We start from the raw sequence: 22,623 nt of genomic DNA, 5'->3' as shown, positions 1-22,623 counted from the left end.
CCCGCGGGCACGGCGTCCCAGTCCACCTCGGCCGGCAGGTTCGGCCCCCGGTAGTCCAGCCCCAGCTCGGCGGCCGACGACCGCAGCGCCTGCTGCTCCCGGTTCAGCCGGGCCGGGACATGGCCCAGGCCCAGCACCACGGCGTCCGCCTCCAGCGTCCGGCCGTCCTGCAGGCCCAGCCGGACCCCGCCGTCGGGGCGCGGTTCCAGGCACTCCACCTCGGTGCGTTCCCAGGTGATGGTCCCGACGGCGCCGCTGGCCTCGAGCGCCCGGGTCACCTCCCAGTACAGGTCGGACAGGTACAGGCCGTAGACCGCTCGGGGCGGGTAGTCGGTGCGGTCGAGGTCACCGGCCCGGTCCGGGTAGGACATCCGCCACTGGTCGAAGGTCTGGCCGGCGGAGGAGGCGCGCAGTCCCGGGGTGCCGGCCGCGGCCGCCGTCGGGAAGAAGGAGGGGGTGTTCATCAGCAGCAGCGGCGACTGGTCGGTGCGCCAGACCCGGCCGGGGCCCGGGGCGTGCGGATCCAGCACCACGATGTCCACCACCGGTGCGGACGGGCCCGTTCCCGCGTCCCGTGCCTCCTCGATCACCGCCAGGAGCCGTTCCAGGAACGAGGTGCCCCGAGGTCCGGCTCCGACGACGGCGATCCTGGCCGGGTGCGGAACGTCGGGAGTGGGCGGCATGGGCGGTGTCCTCTCGGGCCGGGATGGGTGCTGTCCCCCAGCCTAGGGGGGAGGACCCGGCCGGACGCAGTCCGTGGTCTGATGGGGGGATGGCGAAGACACCACCCGTGACCGGCACCGACGACGAGTTCCTCTGGCTCGAGGACATCCACGGCGAGCGCCCACTGGAGTGGGTGCGCCGGCAGAACGCCCGGACCGAGGCGCAGCTGGACACGGAGGGATTCCGCCGCCTGTGCGACCAGGTGACGGAGGTCCTGGACGCCCCGGACCGCATTCCCCACGTCAGCAAGCGCGGCGGGATGTACTACAACTTCTGGCGCGACGCCGAGCACCCCCGCGGGGTGTGGCGGCGCACCGACTGGGAGTCCTACCTGGCCGGGGACCCCGACTGGGACGTGCTGCTGGACGTCGACCGGCTCGCCGAGGAGGAGGGCACCCCCTGGGTCTTCTCCGGTGCCCGGCTGCTGCGCCCGGACTGGGACCGCGCGCTGGTGCGCCTGTCCCCGGACGGGGGTGACGCCGTCGCCGTGCGCGAGTTCGACCTGGCCGCCCGGGCGTTCGTTCCCGCCGGCGGCCGGCCCGGGGACGGTGAGCCGTCCGCGGGCACGGATGCGTCCCTGCCGGGCTTCAGCCTCCCGGTGGCCAAGACCCAGGCGTCGTGGATCGACCGGGACCACCTGCTGGTCGGCACCGTGACGGACCCTGATCCCGACGCCGGCGACGCCACCCAGTCCTCCTACGCCAGCACGCTGCGGATCCTGGCCCGGGGACAGTCCCTGCAGGAGGCGCAGACCGTGTTCTCGGTGGACCGCGGGCACGTGGCGGCCTTCGGCGGCCACGACTCGACGCCGGGGTGGGAACGCACCGTGGCGATCGACGCGATCGACTTCTACCGCTCCACCACGTGGCTGCGGGACCCGGAGGCCGAGGGACCGCGGCCGGGCTGGCGGCTCGTGGACGTGCCCGAGGACGCCGAGGTGGACGTGCACCGGCAGTGGCTGGTGCTGTTCCTGAAGTCGGACTGGGACCGGACCCTGCCCGACGGGACCACCGTCCGCCATCCCTCCGGCTCCCTGCTCGTGTGCACGGCGGCCGGCCTCCTCGACGGAACGGAGGAGCCGCAGCCGGCCTTCGTGCCCGGGCCCGAGGCCACCCTGTCCTCCTGGTCGTGGACGAGGTCCCACCTGGTGCTGACGGTGCTGCGCCACGTGGCCTCCTCCGTCCTGGTCCTGCCCCAGTCGCTCCTGGGCACCCCGGACTCCGCCGCGAGCGCCCGGCCCCTGGCCCTGCAGACCCCCAATCCCGCCGACCCCTACCTGACGCTCTCGGTCGGGGCCGTCGACGACGAGGACGAGGACTGCGGCGACGACCTGTGGATCACCGCCACCGGGGCCCTGACGCCCCCGACCCTGCTCCGGGCGACCCTGCCGGCGGTCCTGCCCGCGGTCCCATCGGCCGGGTCTGGCGAGACGACGGGGCCGGGCGCCGCGGCCCCGGGGACCGGTGCGGCCGGCGTCGTCCCCGCGCTGGTGACCGTGCGCACCGCCCCGCACCGCTTCGACGCCACCGGGCTGTGCGTGCGGCAGTTCTTCGCGGTGTCCGCGGACGGCACCCGGGTCCCGTACTTCCAGGTGGGACCCGAGGACCTGGAGGCCGACGGGACGCACCCGGTGCTGATGGACGGCTACGGCGGCTTCCTGGCGTCCAAGCTGCCGGCCTACTCCGGTGTGCACGGACTGGGGTGGCTGACCCGGGTCAACGACGCCGGACGGAGCGGGATCCACGTGATCGCCAACATCCGCGGCGGCGGTGAGTACGGGCCGGACTGGCACCGGGCGGCGCTGCGGGAGAACCGGCACCGGGCCTACGAGGACTTCGCCGCGGTCGCCCGGGACCTCGTGCACCGGGGGGTCACCGACCGCGCCCACCTGGCGGCCACGGGACGCTCGAACGGAGGACTGCTCATGGGCGTGATGGCCACCCGGTACCCCGGACTGTTCGGCGCCCTGAGCTGCGGGGTGCCGTTGCTGGACATGCGCCGGTACACGGCGCTGTCCGCCGGGCACAGCTGGATCGCCGAGTACGGGGACCCGGACGATGCGGACCAGTGGGAGTTCATCCGGACCTTCTCCCCCTACCACCTGCTGCTGGACGAGCCGGTGGCGGACGCGGTGCAGGGCCGGGACGGGGCCGGTGAGGGCACCGGGCATCCGGACCTGCTGGTGTGGACGGCCACCTCGGACGACCGGGTCGGGCCGGTCCAGGCGCGCAAGATGGCCGCGCGGATGCAGCGCCTCGGGGTGCCCAACGCGTGGTTCCACGAGGACCTGGAGGGCGGGCACGCCGGGGCGAGTGACAACCGCCAGGCGGCGGCCATGCACGCCAGGTCGTTGGAGTTCCTCTGGCAGTCGGTCGGTGACGGCGCCCGAGTCCCGGAGGTGTGCCAGGACGCCGGGACGGCCGATCCCGCAGGCGTCGGCGGGCCTGCTCAGTGACCTGGCCGGGGCGCGCTTTGATTCGGAGCGCCCGAGGCGGCTAACATGGCATGGTTACCGGCCGTCGAGCCGGTGGCCGAAGGAGACGTGCCAGAGCGGCCGAATGGACTTCACTGCTAATGAAGGGCCCGGCGAAAGTTGGGCCGGGGGTTCAAATCCCCCCGTCTCCGCCCGCGATGCCGCGGGACCCGTTGTCCGGGTCCCGCGGCATCTCTCGTTCCGGCCGTCTCGTTGCGGACGTCCTTGCGGGTCGCCTGCAGGGGTCCAGTCACCCCCCCCTCCGCCTTTCCGCCGCCCGGTCGACGATCCGGTGCCTCCCGCGTGAGGCACCCGCAGGTGACCTCGGCACAGCCTCTGAAAAGGCTGGTAAGTCCCTGTTTAAGGTGACAAGCCCCCGGGTGGTGTGCCTAGCGTCACGGGTAGGCACTCAGTCGGTCTCCCACCTGCTTCCGCGACCCGGACAGGCGAGACCGGTCGATACCGAATCCTCGCCGGTTCATCCCGGCAGGTACGTCTCCATCAGGCCTGCGAACGCACGCCGGACGCCACGAGTAAGGAGAGCATGCCATGCAGGATTTCACCTCAGTCGAGAAGCTTCAGCACGCCACCGTCTACGGCACGGACGGGGACAAGATCGGCTCCGTCGGCCAGGTCTACCTGGACGACCAGACCAACCAGCCGACCTTCATCACCGTCCGGACCGGGTTGTTCGGCATGAAGGAGACCTTCATCCCGGTCTCCCAGGCCACCCAGTCCCAGGACGGCCTCCAGGTCCCGTTCGACAAGGCCTTCGTCAAGGACGCCCCGAACATCGACGCCGATGGATCCCTGACGCCCGAGGAAGAGCGCCGGATCTACGAGTACTACTCCCTGGACTACCCGGCGGGCGGGCGGCACGGCGATGACGCCGTCGGCTCCCCGCGGGCGGCCGGGACCGGCCTCCGGCAGGACACCGACCCGGACGTCGGACGGACCGCCGCCAGCGGCACCGCAGCCGGTGGTGTCGGCGGCCTGGGCGTCCAGCGCGGCCACGCGAACGACACCGCCGCCGACCTGGACCGCGATGTGGACGCCGGCGGAGCCGACCGGCAGGGCGGCATCCACACCACCGGCACCGGCGGGACGGACACCCACGGCGTCGGCACGGACCGCGAGTCGGTCGTCGTGCGCGATGAACAGCTCGACGTGGGCACCGAGGTCCGCGAGACCGGGCAGGTGCGGTTGCGCAAGCACACCTACACGGACACCGAGACCGTCGAGGTCCCCGTGTCCAAGGAGGAGGTCGTCGTCGAGCGCGAGTCCATCGACCCGAACTCCCCCGAGGCCCTGAGGAACACCGGGGACGAGGAGGTCGTGATGACCACCCGCGAGGAGGTGCCGGTCGTGGACAAGACCGCCACCGCCGAGAAGGTCACCGTGGACAAGAACCGCGTGCAGGACACCGAGCACGTCTCGGGCACCGTCCAGCACGAGGACGTCGAGGTGGACGACGAGGGCGACGCCCGTCGTCGCCGCTGACCCGACCCACACCTGAAGGCGCCCGGTCCCCTCGAGGGGCCGGGCGCCTTCACGTGTGCCTCAATCGTCCTGGCCCTGGTCGCGCTGCAGGATGTGCAGGAACTGCAGTGACTCCTCCGCGGTCAGCACGGTGTGCGCCGACAGTTCCAGGGCCGCTTCCTCGATGCGGCCGTCCCGCACCATCGCGGTGAGCTGGTCGCGCAGGAAGGGTGGCAGGTCCGCGCTGGAGACCCGCACCGTGGTCTCATCGCGGACCACTTCCAGCTCGAAGGGCCGGTCTGCCGGCAGCGCGTCGGTCAGCCAGTCCTGGGGAACCACCAGGTTGGTGGTGTCCGGGACCTCCTCGGTTGCGGAGTCCCGCGGTTCCGGCGGACGAGCCTGCTCCGGCGAGGGCTGGGGCTGAGCTGCCGCCCCGGTGTCCGCGGCCGGTGCCGGGGCCGGGGCCGATGCCGGGCCCGGCGCGGCCCCGGGACGGACCCACATCTGCGGATACGTGGCCAGCGCCTGGACGTCCAGCATGGACTCGAAGGTCCCCAGGCCGGTGGACTGGCGGTAGGCCATGACGGCGTCGCTGGTCCGGCCCGCGGCGATGAGCCGGTAGATCTCCCGGTGGGACTCCTGGTCGAGCCGGCCCGAGGCCACGCGGGCACTCTCCGAACTGACCCGGCCGGCCAGGGACCGCCTGCCGCGGCGCCGCTGTCCCGCAGCGCCGGACTCAGGGGTCGGGGAGGACGCGCGGCGGGAGAGCCACCAGGCCCCACCGCCCACGATGGCGCCCACCACCACGACGATCAACGCCGGCACGAGGTATTCCATGGGTCCAGTCTAGGTGGCCCCCCTCAGGGCGCGTCGACCGTCCAGACCCGGTGGCCGGGGGCCACCCTGCCGGGATTCTGCGAGGTGAACAGCACCACTCCGGGGTACTCCTCCAGCTCGCGGCGCAGCAACCGCAGGCCTTCCTCGTCCAGGTCCGTGTCGATGCCGTCCAGCACGAGCAGGGGTGGGTCGTCCAGCAGCGCCCGGCCCAGTTTCAGGCGGGCGATCTGGGACCCGGTGAGCGGTTGCCCGCCGTTGGTGATCCTCGTGCGGGCGCCCTTCGGCAGGCTCGGCAGCACCTCGTCCAGTCCCACCCGGGCCAGGGCCTGCGCGGCCTGATCGTCGGTGGCCGCGGGCTTGCGGTAGGTGATCGCGCGCGAGACCGTGCCGCGCTCCAGCGGCACCCTCCCGGAGGCGTGGCCCACCAGCCTGCGGCGCTGGCGTCCCGGGGCGAGGGTGTAGTCGTAGCCGTCCACGATCATCTCCAGGTCCGGCACCGGGTGCCCCGGAGCGGCAGGGGTGTTCTGCCCCGCGAGCAGGTTGAGCAGGAACGGGTGGACCCGGCCCGGGTCCTCGGACCGGACGTGGATGACGTCTCCGGCGTGGGCCTGGAGCATCGGCACCCGTTGGCCCTGGACCACCATGTTCCCGATCCTCAGGCCGTGACGACCGGAGGCGGACCGGTCCCGGGAGCGGTCCTTCCAGTGTTCCTCGCGGTCCCTCTCCGCCTTCTCCAGGGCCGCGGCCTCGGCGAGCAGCGGGGCCTGGATGCGTCGGGCGGCCTTGTAGTTCTGCCGGTACTCCACCACGCGCCCCAGGTCACCCAGCGGGGTGGTCATCACGCCCACCAGGGTCATGGACGAGGCCACCCCGGCGGCGTCGATGATCCCCAGGGCGCCCAGCACCACCACGGTCGCGGTGGCGAGGGAGGCCGCCGTGATGGCCGAGGCGCGGACCAGCCCGGTGATCCGGGCGCGGGCGACGGCGGCACCCACCACCTTGCCCGAGTCGCGGTCCAGCGCGTTCAGTTCGCGACGGACACCGCCGGCAGCCTGGATGGACTCACCGGCCCGGACCGTGTCCGCGATCCGGGCGGACATCCGGCCCCGACGGCGGCGCAGGTACCGGGCGCGGGTGAAGGTCGCCCTGGCCAGCGGGGGCACGGCGAGTCCGAACAGCACGATCGGCAGGCCGACGGCCAGGCCCACGCGCCAGTCGGCCAGGGACAGCACGGCCAGCACCACCGCCACCAGGGGCAGGGAGGTCATCAGCGGGACAATGCCCTGGGAGACCCAGTTGCGCACCGCGGTGAGATCGTTGGAGGCCCGGGTGATGGTCACCCCGAGGGAGGGGTTGCCCGTGCCGGCCAGGGAGGTGCCGATGAGCTTGCGGCGCAGTTCGTACACGTAGTCCTGGCCGAGGTCCTCCCCGGCCACCCGTTCGGCCCAGCGTGCACCGAAGACGGAGAGCACGGCCACGCCCAGGACGGTCAATTGCGGCCAGGGGACGAGGGGCCGCGCGCCGGCGACAGCGGCCGGGTCCAGGGCCGATCCGTCCGGCGCGGTCCCGGAGTTCAGGGCGGCGTTGTACTGGGCCGGGGCGCCCAGCAGGGCGTCCACGCTGAACGCCATCACCAGTGCCATGACGGCCTGGAAGATGCCGAGCAGGACGAGGATCACCAGCAGGTGGCGACGCCGGCCCGCCCAGATCGTGGGCATCCGCTCGGACGCACCGGTCGCCTCGGGGGTGCCCTCGTCCTCGAGGTCCGCCGCGTGCCCCGCGGTGTCGGGGGTCTTTGTGGTGTCGGGGGTGTCCAGGATGTCCTCCAACGTGGGATGGGTGGTGGCCGCCCCGGGGACCGGCCGCGAGGCCGTGATGCGCTCCACCCCGCGCTCAGTGCTGCGGCAGCAGCGCGGTGGAGACGGCGGCCCCGGTGAGTGCGTAGGTGTCGATGACCGGAACGGACAGGACCGCGCGGGCCTCTGCGGTGGCCAGCGGCGAGGAGGTCAGCACGCCGGACACCGCGGCGACGTCCAGGCCCGCGGCCTGCAGCTCGCCCACGCCGGCGACCGCGCCGAGGGCGTCCCCGGCCGCGAACACGATGCGGTCCACGACGGCGTGGAACAGCGGGTCCCGCAGCAGCCGGGCGGTCTCGCCCTGGTACACGCCGTCGGCGATCTCCACGACGACCACGTCGGTGTCCGTCCCGGACAGGGCGTCGATGACGTTGACCGTCAGCGCACGGACCTGCTCGAAGTCCAGCCGGAAGGTGGTCGGGTAGCCGAAGTCGGTGAAGTCCAGGACCTTGGCGGCACCGCCGTCGCGGTAGATCATCGGGTCGTTACCCGCACCGGTGCCGGTGGACTTGCCGGCCGAGACCGTCAGGCCGGCGTTCGTCAGGCCGTTCACCAGGGTGGCCATGGCCGTGGACTTCCCCGAGTTCATGGAGGTGCCCAGCACCCCGATGACCGTGGGACGGCCCGGCAGGGTGCCGGCCAGCTCGGTGGCGGCGGCGCCGAGCGGAGGGACCGGGTTCAGGGCGTAGGGCGCGAACCGGGTGAGGTTGACGACGCCGAGGTCGTCGGCGAGCAACCCGAGCGGCTCGATCCGGGTGGGGTCGTCCACGCTTACGTGCTGCTCGGTGACCATCCCGGCGACCCCACCGGCGGCCACCAGGTGGCAGGGCTCGAGGGAGTCCGGTACGTGGGCCAGGAACTGGTCGGCCGCGTAGCGGTGGCCGTAGGCCAGCATGATGAGCGCGCCGGGGAACAGGATGGCCTTGCGGGACTCGGGGGTCTCGACGCGCTTGTGGTTGAGGATCTCGGTCACGCGCGCCACCACCACGTCGCCGGCCTTCGGCGTGACGGTGGGGCCGGCGGCCAGGTGGAACCCGGCCCGGTCCGCCTCGACGGCGCGGGCCACGAAGCGGGTGGTGTAGGACGCCTGGATGCGGGCGGGCAGCTCCAGCCGCTGGTAGGTGGCGCCGGCGGTCTCGACCAGGGGAAGGGTGCTGGCGGTGTTGGTCATCTCGATCGTCATGGCTGATGCCTCTCACGTGCGGTGCGTCGGTGGCCGTCCGGGGTGTTCCGTCGGCCTCGTCACCCATGGAACCAACCGGCCATGAACGGCACATGAGCGGCGGATGAGAGGGCTCTCATCTTCGGCGCCGACCGCGTCAGGTCCCGTCTGAACTGGGATGATGCCGCATCGAGGGGCATCACGGAACGGGTGCCGTGAGCCTTCTCACGCAGGGGTGTCGCGGGGCAGGAGCACCGAGGCGAGCACGAGGGCCAGCAACGCCAGCACCACCGTCATCAGGACCGTCCCGGGCCAGCCCAGCCCGGTCAGGAACACCCCGCCCAGCCAGCCGAACACGCTGGAACCGGCGTAGTAGCCCAGGTTGTACAGGGACGCGGACTGTGCCCGTCCGGCCGTGGCCGCGGCCCCGGCCCAGCCGGAGGCGACCGCGTGCGCGGCGAAGAACGCCCCGGTGAACAGGACGGTGGCCCCGAGCACGACCCACACGCTGGGCACCAGGGTGAGCAGCACGCCGGTGACCATCATGGCGGTGGCCGCCCGCAGCACCGCCCGGCGCCCGTGGCGCGCGGCGAGCCGGCCGGCCAGTGGTGAGGTCCAGGTCCCGGCCAGGTAGGCCAGGAAGACGAGGGAGACCAGGGTGATCGGCAGGCCGAAGGGCTCCTCGAGCAGGTGGTAGCCCAGGTAGTTGTACATGGCCACGAAGCCGCCCATGAGCAACGTGCCCTGGGCGTAGATGCCCAGCAGCACCGGGGAGCGCAGATTGACGGTCAGGGCCTCCACGGCCTGCCGGAGGGTCGTGCGGTGCGGGGTGAAGCGGCGGGCGGCGGGAGCCAGGGCCAGGAACCCGGCCGCGCAGGCGACGGACAGCAGGGTCACCACCAGCATCCCCAGCCGCCAGTCCACGAGCTCGCCCAGCGGGGCGGCGACGATCCGCCCGGTCAGCCCGCCCACGGTCGTGCCCGAGATGTAGGTCCCGGCGGCGGCCGCGGCGGAGAGCCGGTGGACCTCCTCGTTGAGGTACGCGATGGCCAGGGCGGGCACGCCGCCGAGCGCGAGCCCTTCGAGGAAGCGCAGCGCGAGCACGGCCTCGAAGGCCGGGACGGCGGTGGCGACCAGGGAGAAGGCGCAGGCCGCCAGGACCGCGCAGCCCATGGTGCGCTTGCGGCCGAACCGGTCCCCGGCATAGGACCAGGGGATCACGCTGACCGCCAGCCCCAGGGTGGCCAGTGACACCATCAGGGCGGCGTCCTGGGCGGAGACGGCCAGGTCGGAGCTGATCAGCGGCAGCATGGCCTGCGGCGAGTAGAGCTGGGCGAAGGTCGCGACGCCGGCCAGGAACAGTCCCAGCAGCAGCCGCCGGTAGCCTCCGGCGCCCGGCACGTGGCCGGACCACGCAGCACTGCCTGAACCGTTCACGGTGGCGACTCTAGACCCTCGGCGCAGGCCCCTCCGTCCGGTGGCGTGGCACAGGACGCCGGCACGGGCACGGCGCGGGCACGGTGCGGGCACGCGGATCCGGACCGGGGACTGGCCTAGGATGGCATGTCGTGATGACTTCAGTTGACCTCAGCCAGTCCTTCAAGGCCTACGACGTCCGGGGCATCGTCGGCGAGACGATCACCGCCGCCTCGGTGCGCGCGGTGGGTGCCGCGTTCGTGGACGTGCTGGGGCTGGCCGGGGACCGCGTCCTGGTGGGTGGGGACATGCGCCCCTCCTCCCCGGAGTTCGCCCGTGCCTTCGCCGAGGGGGCGACGGCACGCGGCGCCGACGTGGTCATGCTGGGCCTGGTCTCCACGGACATGCTCTACTACGCCTGCGGCGTGGAGCAGGCGGCGGGCGTGGTGTTCACCGCCTCCCACAACCCCGCCGAGTACAACGGCATGAAGATGGCCAAGGCCGGAGCCGTCCCGGTGTCCTCGGACACGGGCCTGTTCCAGATCCGCGACGTCGCCCAGGGGTACCTGGACGCCGGTGACGTGCCTGCCGGTGAACGCACCGGGTCGGTCACGGAGCAGGACATGCTCTCGGGCTACGCCTCCTACCTGCGGTCCCTGGTCGACCTGTCCGGCATCCGTCCGCTGAAGGTGGTCGTGGACGCCGGCAACGGCATGGCCGGCAAGACGACGCCCGCCGTGCTCGGTGACGCCGTCCTGGAGGCGCTGCCGCTGGAGATCGTGCCGCTGTACTTCGAGCTGGACGGCACGTTCCCGAACCACCCGGCCAACCCGTTGGAGCCGGAGAACCTCCGGGACCTGCAGCGGGCCGTCACGGAACACGGCGCGGACCTGGGCCTGGCCTTCGACGGCGACGCGGACCGTTGCTTCGTGATCGACGAGCAGGGCGCACCGGTGTCCCCGTCCGCCGTGACCGGCCTGGTGGCGCGCCGGGAGATCGCCCGGGCCAGGGCCGGTGACACCGTGAACGGCACCGTGCACGCCCCCGAGGCCGAACCGGTCATCATCCACAACCTGATCACCTCCCACGCCGTGCCGGAACTGGTGGCCGCCGAGGGCGGCCGCGCCGTGCGGACCCGCGTGGGACACTCCTTCATCAAGGCGGTCATGGCCGAGGAGAGCGCCGTGTTCGGCGGCGAGCACTCCGCGCACTACTACTTCCGGGACTTCTTCAACGCCGACACCGGGATGCTGGCCGCCATGCACGTCCTGGCGGCCCTCGGGGCCCAGGAGGGGCCGCTGTCGGAGCTGGCCGCCGAGTACGACCCGTACTCCGCCTCCGGTGAGCTCAACTCCGAGGTCGAGGACAAGGCCGGAGCGGTGGCGCGCGTGCTCGAGGTCTTCGCCCCCACGCTGGCCGGGGACACCGCTTCCTCCGGGCAGGACACCGTGGCGGACGACGACCACCTGCGGGGATCGGGACTGGCCGGCACGCGGGTGAGCGTGGACCGGATGGACGGCACAACGGTCGCGGCCGTGGACGGCGCCTGGTGGTTCAACCTCCGCCCGTCCAACACGGAGCCGTTCCTGCGCTACAACGGCGAGGCCCGGGACACCCCGACCATGGAACGCGTCCGCGACACCGTGCTGGCCCTGGTCCGACAGGGTTCCTGAACCCCGTTCCCGAGCCCCGTTCCTGAGTCCCCCGTCCCCGGGGACGCCACCCCAGGGACGACACCGCAAGGCCCCCTGGCGCGTGGCGGTGCCCCGGATGCCGTCCTGGCCCTCCTAGCCCGCGAGGGCCAGGACGAGGGGCAGCACGCCCTGGGCGCCGGCCTCGCGCAGTACCCGACCGGCCTCGGTCAGCGTCCAGCGGCTGTCCGCGCGGTCATCCACCAGCAGGACCGGTCCGTGCCGACCCGCCTCCTCGGCCGAGGCGAGCTGGTCCCGCATCGGGCCGGGCACCGTGTACCGCTGCCAGACCGAGGCCAGGCGGAACGCGCTGTTCCCGCCGGACTCGCTGCGCGGGACGTCACTGGCGAACTCCAGGTGGCCCAGGTAGGGCAACCGCCCGATCCGTGCGATCCCCTCGGCGAACGAGGTGACCAGCTGGTTCCGTGACGTCGACGGAACCGAGACCACGGCGATCGGACGCTGCTCCCACTCCCAGGCCGTCAGGACCTTGACGGCCGCCTGCAGCAGGTCCTCGTCGATGGGCGCATCGACCACACCGTCCCGGGTGGCGGCGAAGAGGGCCCGCAGCCGGCCTCCCCAGCCCAGGTCGGTCAGGCGGGCCACGGCCCGGCCCTCGCCGTTCTGCAGTTCCTCGGGGATGCGTCCCTTCAGGGGCACGCCGAGCCGGTCCATCCCGCTCGGCCAGGTCCGGCGTGGCTCGATGGGCACGCCGACGCGGCCCATGGCCCGCGAGGCGCTGTCCCGGGCCGTCTCCGCCACCGCGGTGGGATACCAGGGGCCAGCGCAGTTGTCGCACCGGCCGCACGGGGTGGCCTCGGGGTCGTCGAGCACGCGGGAGAGGAACTCCATCCGGCAACCGGTGGTGTTCTCGTAGTCCAGCATGAGGTTCTCCTCGTGCACCCTGGCCTGCGCGACCCGGCCGTACCGCTCCCCGTCATAGGTCCACGCCTGGCGGGTGCGCTGCCAGCCGCCCTGGGTCCGCTCGACCGCCCCGTCCACGGCCAGCACCTTCAGCAGCAGTTCCAGCGGGGTGCGCTTGACGTCCACGCGGGTCTCCAGGGCGGGCACGGACAGCGGCCGGCCCGCCGCCTCCAGCTCGTTCAGCACCGACCGGGCCCGGTGTTCGTCCGGCATGGACGTGGTGGCGAAGTACCGCCAGATGTCCCGGTCCTCGGTGCCCGGCAGCAGGAGCACGTCCGCGTGGTCCGTGGCACGGCCCGCGCGGCCGACCTGCTGGTAGTAGGCGACCGGGGAACTGGGCGCTCCCAGGTGGATGACGAACCCGAGGTCCGGCTTGTCGAACCCCATGCCGAGCGCCGAGGTGGCAACGAGGGCCTTGACCCGGTTCTCCTTCAGCCCCTGTTCCAGTTCTGCGCGTTGTTCCGGATCCGTCCGGCCGGTGTACGCGGCCACCTCGTGCCCGGCCTCCCGCAGGGCCCGGGCGGTGTCCTCCGCCGCGGACACGGTCAGCGCGTAGACGATCCCCGAACCGGGGAAGTCCCCCAGGTGGGTGAGCAGCCACGCCAGCCGGCTGGCAGGGCTGGGCATCCTCAGCACGCCCATCCGCAACGACGACCGGGCGAGCGGGCCCCTCAGGACGAAGACCTCCTCAGTGCCGGCGACGCCGAGCTGTTCCGCGACGTCCTGGACGACCCGGGCATTGGCCGTGGCGGTGGTGGCCAGGACGGGGACACGGCGCTCGTCGGAGCCCGGCAGCTGGGCGATGAGGTCACGGATCCGCCGGTAGTCCGGACGGAAGTCGTGACCCCAGTCCGAGATGCAGTGCGCCTCGTCCACCACGAGCATCCCGGTGCGGCGGATGAGGTCCGGCAATTGCACGTCCCGGAAGTGGGGGTTGTTCAGCCGCTCCGGGGACACCAGCAGGACGTCCACGGAGTCCTCGGCGAGGCGTTGCTGGACCAGGTCCCACTCGGTGGCGTTGGCCGAGTTGATGGCCTCCGCCCTCACCCCCGCCCGGGCGGCGGCGGCGACCTGGTCCCGCATCAGGGCCAGGAGTGGGGAGACGATGAGGGTCGGTCCCGCGCCCCGGGCCCGCAGGAGCAGGGAGGCCACGAAGTAGACCGCGGACTTCCCCCAGCCGGTGCGCTGCACCACGAGGGCGCGACGACGGCGGGCGACCAGCGCCTCGATCGCCTCGTACTGCCCCTCGTGGAACTGCGCGTCGGGTTGGCCCACGAGCCGGCGCAGGATCTCGAGCGCCTCGTCCTTCAGGCCGTCCGGGCGCTCGGCCCCGCCCCCCGTCAGCAGGTCGGTGTCTGCCTGGCCGTACTCTTCGTCCACCATGCGCCCAGTATTCCAGCCGGCAGGGACACGCTAACCGGCACACCGCAGCACCGTGGAGTCGGGGCCTCGTCCGGTGGGCTGTGCAGTACCTCGGGTCCCCCGTGGTCCTGGATCTGGGACAATGGAGGGGTGAAGCTCAATGCGTTCGGCGACGTCTGCCTGCGCACCCTCATGCTCCTGGGCGCCCAGCCGGACCGGCAGATGACGGGCCGGGAGATCGCCGAGTCCGTCGGGATCCCCTACAACCACGTCAGCAAGGCGGTACTGGAGCTCAAGAACCGCGGCGCCCTCGAGGTGTCGCGCGGGCGCCATGGCGGGGCCCGCATCACCCCGGTCGGCCTCGGGCTGTCCGTGGGCGGCCTGCTGCGCGACCTCGACACCCAGCCGGACATCGTGGACTGCACCGGTGCCGTCACCGACGGTGGGCGGCCCTGCCCGCTGCTGGACGGTTGCAGGCTGCGGTCCGCGCTGGCCCGGGCGCGGGAGGCCTTCTATGCGGAGCTGGACGGGACCACGGTCGCCCAGCTGACCGGCCCGCCCGAGCCCGTCCGGCTGCCGACGCCGGCGGTCCGCTGACCAGCCTCCCCCGCGCCCCCGGAAACCCGCCCGCACCGCCGCCGGCCACCACCACCTCCAGCCATCGCCATCGCCTCCGCCATTTTCGGCACCCCTCCACCAGCGCGCCCTGGACCCCCGGACTCCCGGGACTCCTCCGGACTCCCCCAGGGGGCGTTCAGTGACGTCCTGTGTACGGTGTGACGCGCTCGTTTTGACGTGAACTTCTACGCGGTGTAGAAATCAGAGTGTCAATCTTGCATACGCCAAGCAAGTTTCATCGACGAAGGAGTCGACATGCTCTCGGACACCGCCCGCCCCGTCATCGAGGCCACGCTTCCCGTGGTGGCAGCCCACCTGGACGAGATCACCCCGAAGTTCTACGCCCGCATGTTCGCCGCGCGCCCCGAGCTGCTCGACGGCATCTTCAGCCGCGCCAACCAGCGCAACGGCACCCAGCAGAAGGCACTGGCCGGCTCCATCGCCTCCTTCGCCTCCCACCTCGTCGAGCACCCGGACACCCTGCCCGAGAAGGTGCTGACCCGCATCGCCCACAAGCACACCTCCCTGGGCATCGTCGAGGAGCAGTACCCCATCGTCTACGAGCACCTGTTCGCCGCGATCGTGGACGTGCTGGGCGAGGCCGTCACCGAGGAGGTGGCCGCGGCCTGGACCGAGGTGTACTGGCTGATGGCCGACGCCCTGATCAAGATCGAGAAGGGCCTGTACGCCCAGCAGGCGAACGACCAGGCCTGGTCCCCGTGGCGCGTGGTCGCCAAGGAGCCCGCGGGCCGCGGCAGCGCAACCTTCCGCCTGGAGCCCGCGGACGCGACCCCGGCCACTGTCGCCCGCCCGGGCCAGTACGTCTCCGTGCGCGTGCGCCTGGCCGACGGCCTGCGCCAGTGCCGCCAGTACTCCCTGTCCGAGGACGCCACCTCGACCACCACCCGCGTGTTCACCACGAAGCTGGACGAGGGCGGGGAGGTCTCCCCCTTCCTGCACCACAGCGTGCAGGTGGGTGACGTCGTCGAACTGTCCAACCCCTACGGGGACATCGAGCTCGACACCTCGGACGCCCCCCTCGTGCTGGCCACGGCCGGCATCGGCTGCACCCCCAGCGCCTCGGTCCTGCAGACCCTTGCCGCGGAGGCCTCCGAGCGCCAGGTCCTGGTCCTGCACGCCGAGCGCACCGAGGGCGACTGGGCCCTCAAGGAGCAGATGCGGGAGAGCCTGACCGCCCTGCCGAACGCCGACTTCGCCCTGTGGCTCGAGGACACCACGGACGCCAGCGCCGAGCTGGCCCCGCGCCCGGGATTCATGGACCTGGCCGCCGTCGACCTCCCGGCCGACGCCAAGGTCTACCTCTGCGGGCCGCTGCCCTTCATGAAGGCCGTGCGCTCCCAGGCGATCGCCGCGGGCATCCCGGCCACGGACATCCACTACGAGGTGTTCGGGCCGGATCTCTGGCTGGCCGCCTGAGCCGGCCGGGCCGGCGTCGTACCCCACGACGCCGGCCCGCGCCCACCTGACGAGAACGGTCACCCACCGGGCCCGGCCCGTTCGTGTCCCGTCCCCCGGACGCGGCCGAGGGGCTCGTGGCGCCTCAGGCGCCCAGGCGCTGCTTCAGTCCGTCCAGCTGGCCGCCGATCGAGGCCGGGAGGGAGGAGCCGAACCGCGCGAACCACTCCTCGATGGAGGCCACCTCGGCCGTCCACTCCTCGGTGTCCACCTTCAGGGCGTCCTCGAGGTCGTCGGCCGAGATCTCCAGCCCGGTCAGGTCCAGGGACTCCGGGGTCGGGGTGCGGCCGATCGGGGTCTCCGTGGCGTCGGCCGTGCCCTCGAGGCGCTCGACGATCCACTTCAGCACCCGGGAGTTCTCGCCGAAACCGGGCCACGCGAAGCCGCCCTCGCGGTTACGGCGGAACCAGTTGACCAGGTAGATCCTCGGCAGCTTGTCCTGGGCGACCTTGCCCGACTCGCGGACCCAGTGCTCCAGGTAGTCACCGGCGTCGTAGCCCATGAACGGCAGCATGGCCATCGGGTCGCGGCGGACGACGCCCACCGCGCCGGACGCGGCGGCCGTGGTCTCCGAGGACAGGGTGGCGCCCTTGAAGATGCCGTCCTCCCAGTCGAAGGACTCGGTGACCAGCGGAATGGTGGTCTTGCGGCGGCCGCCGAAGAGGATGGCGTCCAGCTTCACGCCGTTCGGCTCGTTGTACTCCGGGGCCAGCATGTCCGTCTGCTCGATCGGCGTGCAGAACCGGGAGTTGGGGTGGGCCGCCGGGGTTCCGGACTCGGGCGTCCAGTCGTTGCCCCGCCAGTCGGTCAGGTGCGCCGGGACCTCGTCGGTCATGCCCTCCCACCACACGCCGCCGTCGTCGGTGAGGGCGACGTTGGTGAAGATCGAGTTGCCCTTGGCGATCGCGCGCATGGCGTTCGGGTTGGTCGACCAGCCGGTCCCCGGGGCCACGCCGAAGTACCCGGTCTCCGGGTTCACCACGCGGAACTCGCCGTCATGGCCGGGGCGGATCCAGGTGATGTCGTCACCCAGGGTCTCGGCCTTCCAGCCCTCGATGGTCGGGTCGATCAGCGCGAGGTTGGTCTTCCCGCAGGCCGAGGGGAAGGCGCCGGAGATGGTGTAGGACTTGCCCTCCGGGTTGGTCAGCCGCAGGATCAGCATGTGCTCGGCGAGCCAGCCCTCGTCCCGGGCCATGACCGAGGCGATGCGCAGCGCGTAGCACTTCTTGCCCAGCAGGGCGTTGCCGCCGTAACCGGAACCGTAGGACCAGATGGAGCGTTCCTCGGGGAAGTGCACGATCCACTTGGTCTCGTTGCACGGCCAGGCGACGTCCTCCTCGCCGTCCTCCAGGGGGGCGCCGACGGAGTGCAGGGCCGGGACGAAGAACGCCTCGGTCTCCTCCATCTTGCGCAGCACGTCGGTGCCGATGCGGGCCATGATGCGCATGGAGTTGACCACGTAGGCGGAGTCGGTGATCTCCACGCCGAACTTCGGGTCCTCGGCGTCCAGGTGACCCATCACGAAGGGGATCACGTACATGGTGCGCCCGTGCATGGAACCGGCGAAGGCGTCCTGGAGGATGCCCTTCATCTCGCCGGGCTCCATCCAGTTGTTGGTGAAGCCGGCGTCCTCCTCCTTCTCGGAGCAGATGAACGTGCGGTCCTCCACGCGGGCGACGTCGGCCGGGTCGGAGAAGGCGGCGTAGGAGTTCGGGAACTTGTCCTCGGCGAGCTTCACGAAGGTGCCGGCCTCGACCAGTCCGGCGGCCAGGCGGTCATACTCCTCCTGCGAACCGTCCACCCAGTACACGGAGTCCGGCTCCGTCAGGGCGGCGACCTCCTTCACCCAGTCGAGCAGCTTCCCGTACGAGGTCGGGGCCTCCGCCACGGCTCGATCTGCGAAGGTGAGTGAGGAGTTGTCTGCCATGGGGGTTCCCTCCATTGGGTAGCGGCTGCCTTTGGGGTCGCCTCCGGAACGGGCCGTCAGTGGCCGGCACTCCGTTGTGCGTACACCGTCTCCGGTGCCTCATTCTACCCACGCAGATCACACGCCCGTTCCGGTGACGTCACCTTCCGGACACCCGGCCCCAGCACCGCACCCCCTCCCCGCATGCCCGGAACGATCGGCCGGGAGGCCCGCCCTCGGAGCCCACCGGGACCCCGATCGAGGCCGATTTGGCGAACGGCAGGTGAATCGCTATAGTTCTTCAAGGCCGTTCGCGGCGATGCGCCCTTAGCTCAGCTGGATAGAGCGTCTGTCTACGGAACAGAAGGTCAGGGGTTCGAATCCCTTAGGGCGCACCAAGTAAAGATGACAGAAGAGGCCGGACCCCACGGGTCCGGCCTCTTCTGCATCCCGGACCTCCCGGACGCGCTCCCCCGCCAGTCCGCGAGGACCCGAGGCCGCCCCGCGGGGGCCGACGCGTCAGGGGCGCGGCACGACGAAGTGCGTCATCCGCGCGTCGCGGCCGTCCAGGGTGGCCCACTCCCCCGGCACGGCGAACACCTGCAGGCCCAGCGTGGGCAGCCGCTCGGCCATGGTGACCACCGCATCCTCGTCGGAGTCGATGGAGGACAGCCGCATCCCGAGGTCCTGGACCCACGGCAGGTGGCCGACCACCATCAGGGTCCGCACCTGTTCCTCGGTCTCGTTGATCACGGCGAGGGCGCCGGTGTCATCGGTGTCGTAGAGGCGGGAGTCCAGGTAGGGGGTCGGCGCCTTCTCGCCCAGCTCGCTGCAGACCCAGGTGCAGGTCTGCCGGGTGCGCACGGCGTCCGAGCACAGGATCATGTCCGGGTAGATCCCGTGCTCCACCAGCCACTTCCCGGCCAGCGGCGCCTCCCGGTTGCCCCGCCCGCCCAGGGGCCGCTCGTGGTCCGGCACGCCCTTGGGCCAGTCGGACTTGGCGTGGCGGAGGATCACCAGGGTCTTCTCCCCGGTGCGGTTCCGGGAGGCGGGGTTCACGACGTCGGAGGGCATGGACCCAGCGTAGTGGTCGCCCCGGTCACCGGGACGGCCGGGGTCACAGGGCGTTCTGCCCGGTGATCTTCCGTCCGATCAGCAACGACTGGATGAACTCGGTGCCCTCGTAGGTGTGCACGACCTCCATGTCCGTCAGGTGCCGCGCCACGTGGAAGTCGAGCAGCAGCCCGTTGCCGGCCAGCAGGTCCCGGGCCTGCTGGGCGATCCAGCGGGCCTTGTTGGCGGTGTGCATCTTCGCGATCGAGGCCATCGACCCGGTCCACTGGCCGGTCTCCTGCAGGTGGGCCATCCGGAAGCACAGCAACTGGATGGCCGTGAGCTCGGTGAGCATCTGTGCCAGCGTGTTCTGCACGAGCTGGTTGGACCCGACCGGGCGGCCGAACTGCTCGCGGACCTCGGCGTAGGTCACGGCCGCCTCGAAACAGGCCAGGGCATGCCCCAGCGCCTCCCAGGACGCACCACCGCGGGTGGTCGCCAGGACCCGGGACACGTCCCGGAAGCCCTGGGCCCCCGGCAGCCGGTTCTGCTCGGGGATCCGCAGGTCCCGGAAGGACAGGTTGGCCTGCAGGATCGCCCGCTTGCCGACCTTTCCCTCGATGACCTGGTAGTCGAAGCCCTCCGGGCGGTCCTCCGGATCGCGGGGGTCCTCGCGTTCCATCACGAAGGCCTTGACCTGCCCGTCGGCCTCGTCGCGGGCGAAGATGATGACCAGGTGGGCCATGGAGCCGTTGCCGATCCACCGCTTGGCGCCGTTGATGACCCAGGTGTCGCCCTCGCGGCGGGCGGTGGTGTCCAGGTTCACGGAATCCGAGCCGTGCCGGGGTTCGGTCAGCGCGAAGGCCCCGATCCTGCGCAGGGCCGCCATGTCCGGCAGCCAGCGCCGTTTCTGCTCCTCGGAGCCGAGCATGTTGATCGTGCCCATGGACAGGTTGGCCTGGACGCCCAGGAACGTGTTCATCGACCCGTCCCCGCGGGACAGCTCCACCGTGGCCAGTCCGGCGGCCAGCCGCGAGAGCCCCGGCGCGCCGTGCCCGGTGATGGCCCCTCCGACCACGCCCGTGGCGGCCAGCGGTTCCAGCAGTTCGTAGGGGAACTCGGCCCGTTCCCAGTAGCCGTTGATGACCGGGAGCACGTCCCGGTCCACGAAGGCCCGCACGGAGGCCCGGGCCCGCCGTGCGTCCTCGGGCAGGTCCTGCTCGAGCAGCAGGTAGTCCGTGTCCCGGGCCGTGGTGAGCCCGGAGCGCAGGGAGTCCAGGTATCCCGCGGTGTCCTGCGCCCAGTCCACGGAGTGGGGGCCCGTGGCCTGCGGCATCGCCTCAGTGTCCATAGCTGTACCAGCCCTTCCCGGTCTTGCGGCCGAACTCACCGGCCCGGTACTTCTGCTCCAGCAGCGGGTGCGGCTTCTCGGCCTCGTCCCCGGTGAGCTCGTAGGTGGCCTGGCGGATGAGGTAGGTGACGTCCAGGCCCACCAGGTCCATCAGCTCGAAGGGACCCATCGGGTGGCCCAGCGCGTTCTTGGCGGCCTCGTCGATGTCCTCCACCGAGGCGACCCCCTGGGAGTACAGGTCCAGTGCCTCGTTGCGGACCGCGCCCATCAGCCGGTTGGCCACGAAACCGGGCACCTCCTTGGTGAGCAGCACCGGGACCTTGCCCATGGCCCGGGCCACGGCCTCGACGGTCGCGACGGTCTCGTCGGACGTCGAGGCGTGGCGGACGACCTCGACGGCCTTCATGACCAGGGCCGGGTTGAAGAAGTGCATGTTGCACACCTTCTCGGGCCGGCCCGTGGCATCGGCCACCGCGGAGGAGCCGTAGGTCGAGGAGTTCGTGGCCAGGATGGCGTGGGGCGGGGCCAGGCGGTCCAGTTCGGCGAAGACCGACCGCTTGACGTCGAGCTTCTCGGTGGCGGCCTCGATGACCAGGTCGGCGGTGGTGATGGCCGGTTCCAGGTCGGTGGTGAACGTGATCCGCTCCCAGGCCGCGTCAGCGGTCTCCTGGTCCATCCGGCCCTTGGCGACCCGGCCGTCCAGCCAGGTGCGCATGTCCTGCTCCGCGGCGGACACCGCCTCGGCGGCCACGTCCCGGACGGTGGTGGTGAACCCGGCGACGGCGGCCGCCATGCCGATCTGCCGGCCCATCGCCCCGGACCCGATCACCAGGATCTGCCGGACCCCGGCGTCCGTGGCCGGGGTCGTGGTCTGGTCCGCGTTCTGGTTCGTCGTCATCGCTGCATCACCCTTCAGGTCGTCCATGTCGTGTCGGTCGCGCGCGTCATCGGCCCCGGAACTCCGGGGTGCGCTTGTCGAGGAAGGCGGTGGCGCCCTCGGCCTTGTCCTCGGTCGTGTACAGCAGGGTCTGTGCCAGCCGCTCGAGCAGCAGGCCCGTCCTCTGGTCGGTCTCCGCGCCCTGGCCGATGACCATCTTGGCCAGCCGGATCGCCAGCGGGCCCTTGGTGAGGATGGTGCCCACGGTGGCTGCCGCCGTCGGGAGCAGCTCGGCGGCCGGGACGACCGTGGTCACCAGGCCGTAGCGCTCGGCCTCGGCGGCGGTGAGGATCCGGCTGGTCAGGATCATCTCCACCGCCCGGCCGGTGCCCACCAGCCGGGACAGGCGCTGGGTCCCGCCCGCGCCGGGCAGCACGCCCAGCGTGGTCTCCGGCAGGCCCATCCTCGCGTGCTCCGCGGCGATCCGGATGTCGCAACTCATCGCCAGTTCCAGTCCACCGCCCATCGCGACGCCGTTCAGGGCGGCCAGGGTCGGCTTGGGGTAGTCCTGGATCCGGTCGTACAGCCGCTGCATGTGGGCCGCCAGGCCGTACGGCAGGTCGTAGTGCGCGAGCTGGGAGATGTCCGCGCCCGCGATGAACGCCTTCTCCCCGGCCCCGGTGAAGATGACCGCGGAGACGTCGTCGTCCTCCTCCCAGGCGTCCAGGACCCGGCCGATCTCGGCCAGCACCGTCCGGGACAGCGCGTTGCGTTTGTCCGGGCGGTTGATGGTGATGGTCCCGACGGCCCCGCTCACCTCGGCCAGGATCGTCTCGAAGGCCTCCGGGAGGCTCTCCGACGAGACCGCGATGTCGGCCTGCGGTTGGGTCTGCTGGTGGGTCATGGTCAGGCCTGCGTTCGGGTGAAGGCGCCGATGCCGGTCAGGGTGCGGCCGATGGTGAGCTGGTGGACCTCGTCGGTGCCCTCGTAGGTGCGCACGGACTCGAGGTTGTTGGCGTGGCGCAGCGGGGAGTGCTCCAGGGTGATCCCGTTGCCCCCGAGCATCTCCCTCGCTTCGCGGGCGATGCCGATCGCGACCCGGCAGTTGTCCAGCTTCCCGGTGGAGATCATCGCCGGGCTCAACGCGGCCGGGTCGGTGTCCTTGGTCCGGCCGATCTGGTGGGCCAGCAGGTACCCCTTGTTGATGGCCACCGCCATGTCCGCCAGCTTGGCCTGCGTCAACTGGAACCCGGCCAGGGGGGTGCCGAACTGTTCCCGGCCCAGCGTGTAGTCCAGCACCGCGTTGAAGGAATCCCGGGCCGCGCCCATCACGCCCCAGATGATCCCGTACCGGGCCTCGTTCAGGCACTGGAACGGGCCCTTCAGGCCCACCGCGCTCTCGGCCGGCAGGATCGCCTC

The 22,623-nt window shown here is 71.8% G+C and carries 17 protein-coding genes and 2 tRNA genes; 7 read left to right on the top strand and 12 right to left on the bottom strand.

The features are described from left to right. Positions 1 to 683 (bottom strand): FAD/NAD(P)-binding protein (locus Q0283_RS10565; protein WP_298044536.1); only part of this gene is annotated, 683 nt, incomplete at its 3' end. Between the two features lie 89 nt (positions 684 to 772). Between Q0283_RS10565 and Q0283_RS10560 the strand changes: the two genes are divergently transcribed. The 3 genes from Q0283_RS10560 (at position 773) to Q0283_RS10550 (ending at position 4,696) form a co-directional block, all read left to right on the top strand. Further along, positions 773 to 3,178 carry a prolyl oligopeptidase family protein gene (locus Q0283_RS10560; protein ID WP_298044535.1) on the top strand — a complete coding sequence of 802 codons (2,406 nt, stop codon included), beginning with the start codon at positions 773 to 775 and terminating at the stop codon, positions 3,176 to 3,178. 81 nt (positions 3,179 to 3,259) lie between these two features. Then, a tRNA-Ser gene (locus tag Q0283_RS10555) sits at positions 3,260 to 3,348 on the top strand. Between the two features lie 397 nt (positions 3,349 to 3,745). Next, on the top strand, positions 3,746 to 4,696 hold the full coding sequence (locus Q0283_RS10550; protein ID WP_298044534.1) for a PRC and DUF2382 domain-containing protein: 951 nt from the start codon (positions 3,746 to 3,748) through the stop codon (positions 4,694 to 4,696). 60 nt (positions 4,697 to 4,756) lie between these two features. Here Q0283_RS10550 and Q0283_RS10545 read toward each other — a convergent pair whose 3' ends face one another. From Q0283_RS10545 to Q0283_RS10530, 4 genes are all read right to left on the bottom strand, one after another. Beyond that, positions 4,757 to 5,512: a hypothetical protein gene (locus Q0283_RS10545; RefSeq protein ID WP_298044532.1), complete on the bottom strand. Its 756-nt coding sequence runs from the start codon at positions 5,510 to 5,512 to the stop codon at positions 4,757 to 4,759. A 23-nt stretch (positions 5,513 to 5,535) separates the two neighbouring features. Beyond that, positions 5,536 to 7,398: an ABC transporter ATP-binding protein gene (locus tag Q0283_RS10540; protein ID WP_298044531.1), complete on the bottom strand. Its 1,863-nt coding sequence runs from the start codon at positions 7,396 to 7,398 to the stop codon at positions 5,536 to 5,538. Positions 7,399 to 7,405: 7 nt separating this feature from the next. Continuing rightward, positions 7,406 to 8,551 carry a DUF1611 domain-containing protein gene (locus tag Q0283_RS10535; protein ID WP_298044530.1) on the bottom strand — a complete coding sequence of 382 codons (1,146 nt, stop codon included), beginning with the start codon at positions 8,549 to 8,551 and terminating at the stop codon, positions 7,406 to 7,408. Between the two features lie 204 nt (positions 8,552 to 8,755). Further along, entirely contained in the window at positions 8,756 to 9,967 is a 1,212-nt protein-coding gene (locus tag Q0283_RS10530; RefSeq protein WP_298044529.1) for an MFS transporter, read from the bottom strand. A 134-nt stretch (positions 9,968 to 10,101) separates the two neighbouring features. Between Q0283_RS10530 and manB the strand changes: the two genes are divergently transcribed. Then, the gene (gene manB, locus Q0283_RS10525; RefSeq protein WP_298044538.1) at positions 10,102 to 11,619 is read left to right on the top strand and encodes a phosphomannomutase/phosphoglucomutase; all 1,518 of its coding nucleotides are present in this window, start codon (positions 10,102 to 10,104) and stop codon (positions 11,617 to 11,619) included. A 114-nt stretch (positions 11,620 to 11,733) separates the two neighbouring features. On the opposite strand, the gene Q0283_RS10520 is transcribed toward manB, so the two are convergent. Next, the gene (locus Q0283_RS10520; RefSeq protein ID WP_298044527.1) at positions 11,734 to 13,944 is read right to left on the bottom strand and encodes a RecQ family ATP-dependent DNA helicase; all 2,211 of its coding nucleotides are present in this window, start codon (positions 13,942 to 13,944) and stop codon (positions 11,734 to 11,736) included. A gap of 129 nt (positions 13,945 to 14,073) precedes the next feature. On the opposite strand from Q0283_RS10520, the gene Q0283_RS10515 reads away from it, so the two are divergent. After that, on the top strand, positions 14,074 to 14,520 hold the full coding sequence (locus Q0283_RS10515; protein ID WP_298044525.1) for an Rrf2 family transcriptional regulator: 447 nt from the start codon (positions 14,074 to 14,076) through the stop codon (positions 14,518 to 14,520). A 276-nt stretch (positions 14,521 to 14,796) separates the two neighbouring features. After that, on the top strand, positions 14,797 to 15,978 hold the full coding sequence (locus tag Q0283_RS10510) for a globin domain-containing protein (protein WP_298044524.1): 1,182 nt from the start codon (positions 14,797 to 14,799) through the stop codon (positions 15,976 to 15,978). A gap of 124 nt (positions 15,979 to 16,102) precedes the next feature. On the opposite strand, the gene Q0283_RS10505 is transcribed toward Q0283_RS10510, so the two are convergent. Next, complete coding sequence (locus Q0283_RS10505; RefSeq protein ID WP_298044523.1) at positions 16,103 to 17,944, bottom strand: phosphoenolpyruvate carboxykinase (GTP); 1,842 nt, start codon at positions 17,942 to 17,944, stop codon at positions 16,103 to 16,105. Positions 17,945 to 18,244: 300 nt separating this feature from the next. On the opposite strand from Q0283_RS10505, the gene Q0283_RS10500 reads away from it, so the two are divergent. Further along, positions 18,245 to 18,321 (top strand) — tRNA-Arg (locus tag Q0283_RS10500). Between the two features lie 121 nt (positions 18,322 to 18,442). Here Q0283_RS10500 and Q0283_RS10495 read toward each other — a convergent pair. The 5 genes from Q0283_RS10495 to Q0283_RS10475 form a co-directional block, all read right to left on the bottom strand. Then, entirely contained in the window at positions 18,443 to 18,997 is a 555-nt protein-coding gene (locus tag Q0283_RS10495) for a histidine phosphatase family protein (protein WP_298044522.1), read from the bottom strand. A 43-nt stretch (positions 18,998 to 19,040) separates the two neighbouring features. Continuing rightward, positions 19,041 to 20,312 (bottom strand): acyl-CoA dehydrogenase family protein, encoded by a 1,272-nt coding sequence (locus Q0283_RS10490; protein ID WP_298044520.1) that lies wholly within the window; start codon positions 20,310 to 20,312, stop codon positions 19,041 to 19,043. Positions 20,313 to 20,316: 4 nt separating this feature from the next. After that, positions 20,317 to 21,225, bottom strand: a complete 909-nt coding sequence (locus Q0283_RS10485; protein WP_183523277.1) for a 3-hydroxyacyl-CoA dehydrogenase family protein — start codon at positions 21,223 to 21,225, stop codon at positions 20,317 to 20,319. A 46-nt stretch (positions 21,226 to 21,271) separates the two neighbouring features. After that, on the bottom strand, positions 21,272 to 22,108 hold the full coding sequence (locus tag Q0283_RS10480; protein ID WP_255459353.1) for an enoyl-CoA hydratase/isomerase family protein: 837 nt from the start codon (positions 22,106 to 22,108) through the stop codon (positions 21,272 to 21,274). A 2-nt stretch (positions 22,109 to 22,110) separates the two neighbouring features. Next, on the bottom strand, positions 22,111 to 22,623 hold a 513-nt coding region (locus Q0283_RS10475; protein WP_298044519.1), incomplete at its 5' end, for an acyl-CoA dehydrogenase family protein.

The organism is uncultured Citricoccus sp. (genome assembly GCF_937871995.1).
In the GTDB taxonomy this organism is placed as follows: domain Bacteria; phylum Actinomycetota; class Actinomycetes; order Actinomycetales; family Micrococcaceae; genus Citricoccus.
The sequence above is the reverse complement of the archived record's forward strand: the minus strand, read 5'-3'. Positions and strand labels throughout refer to the sequence as shown.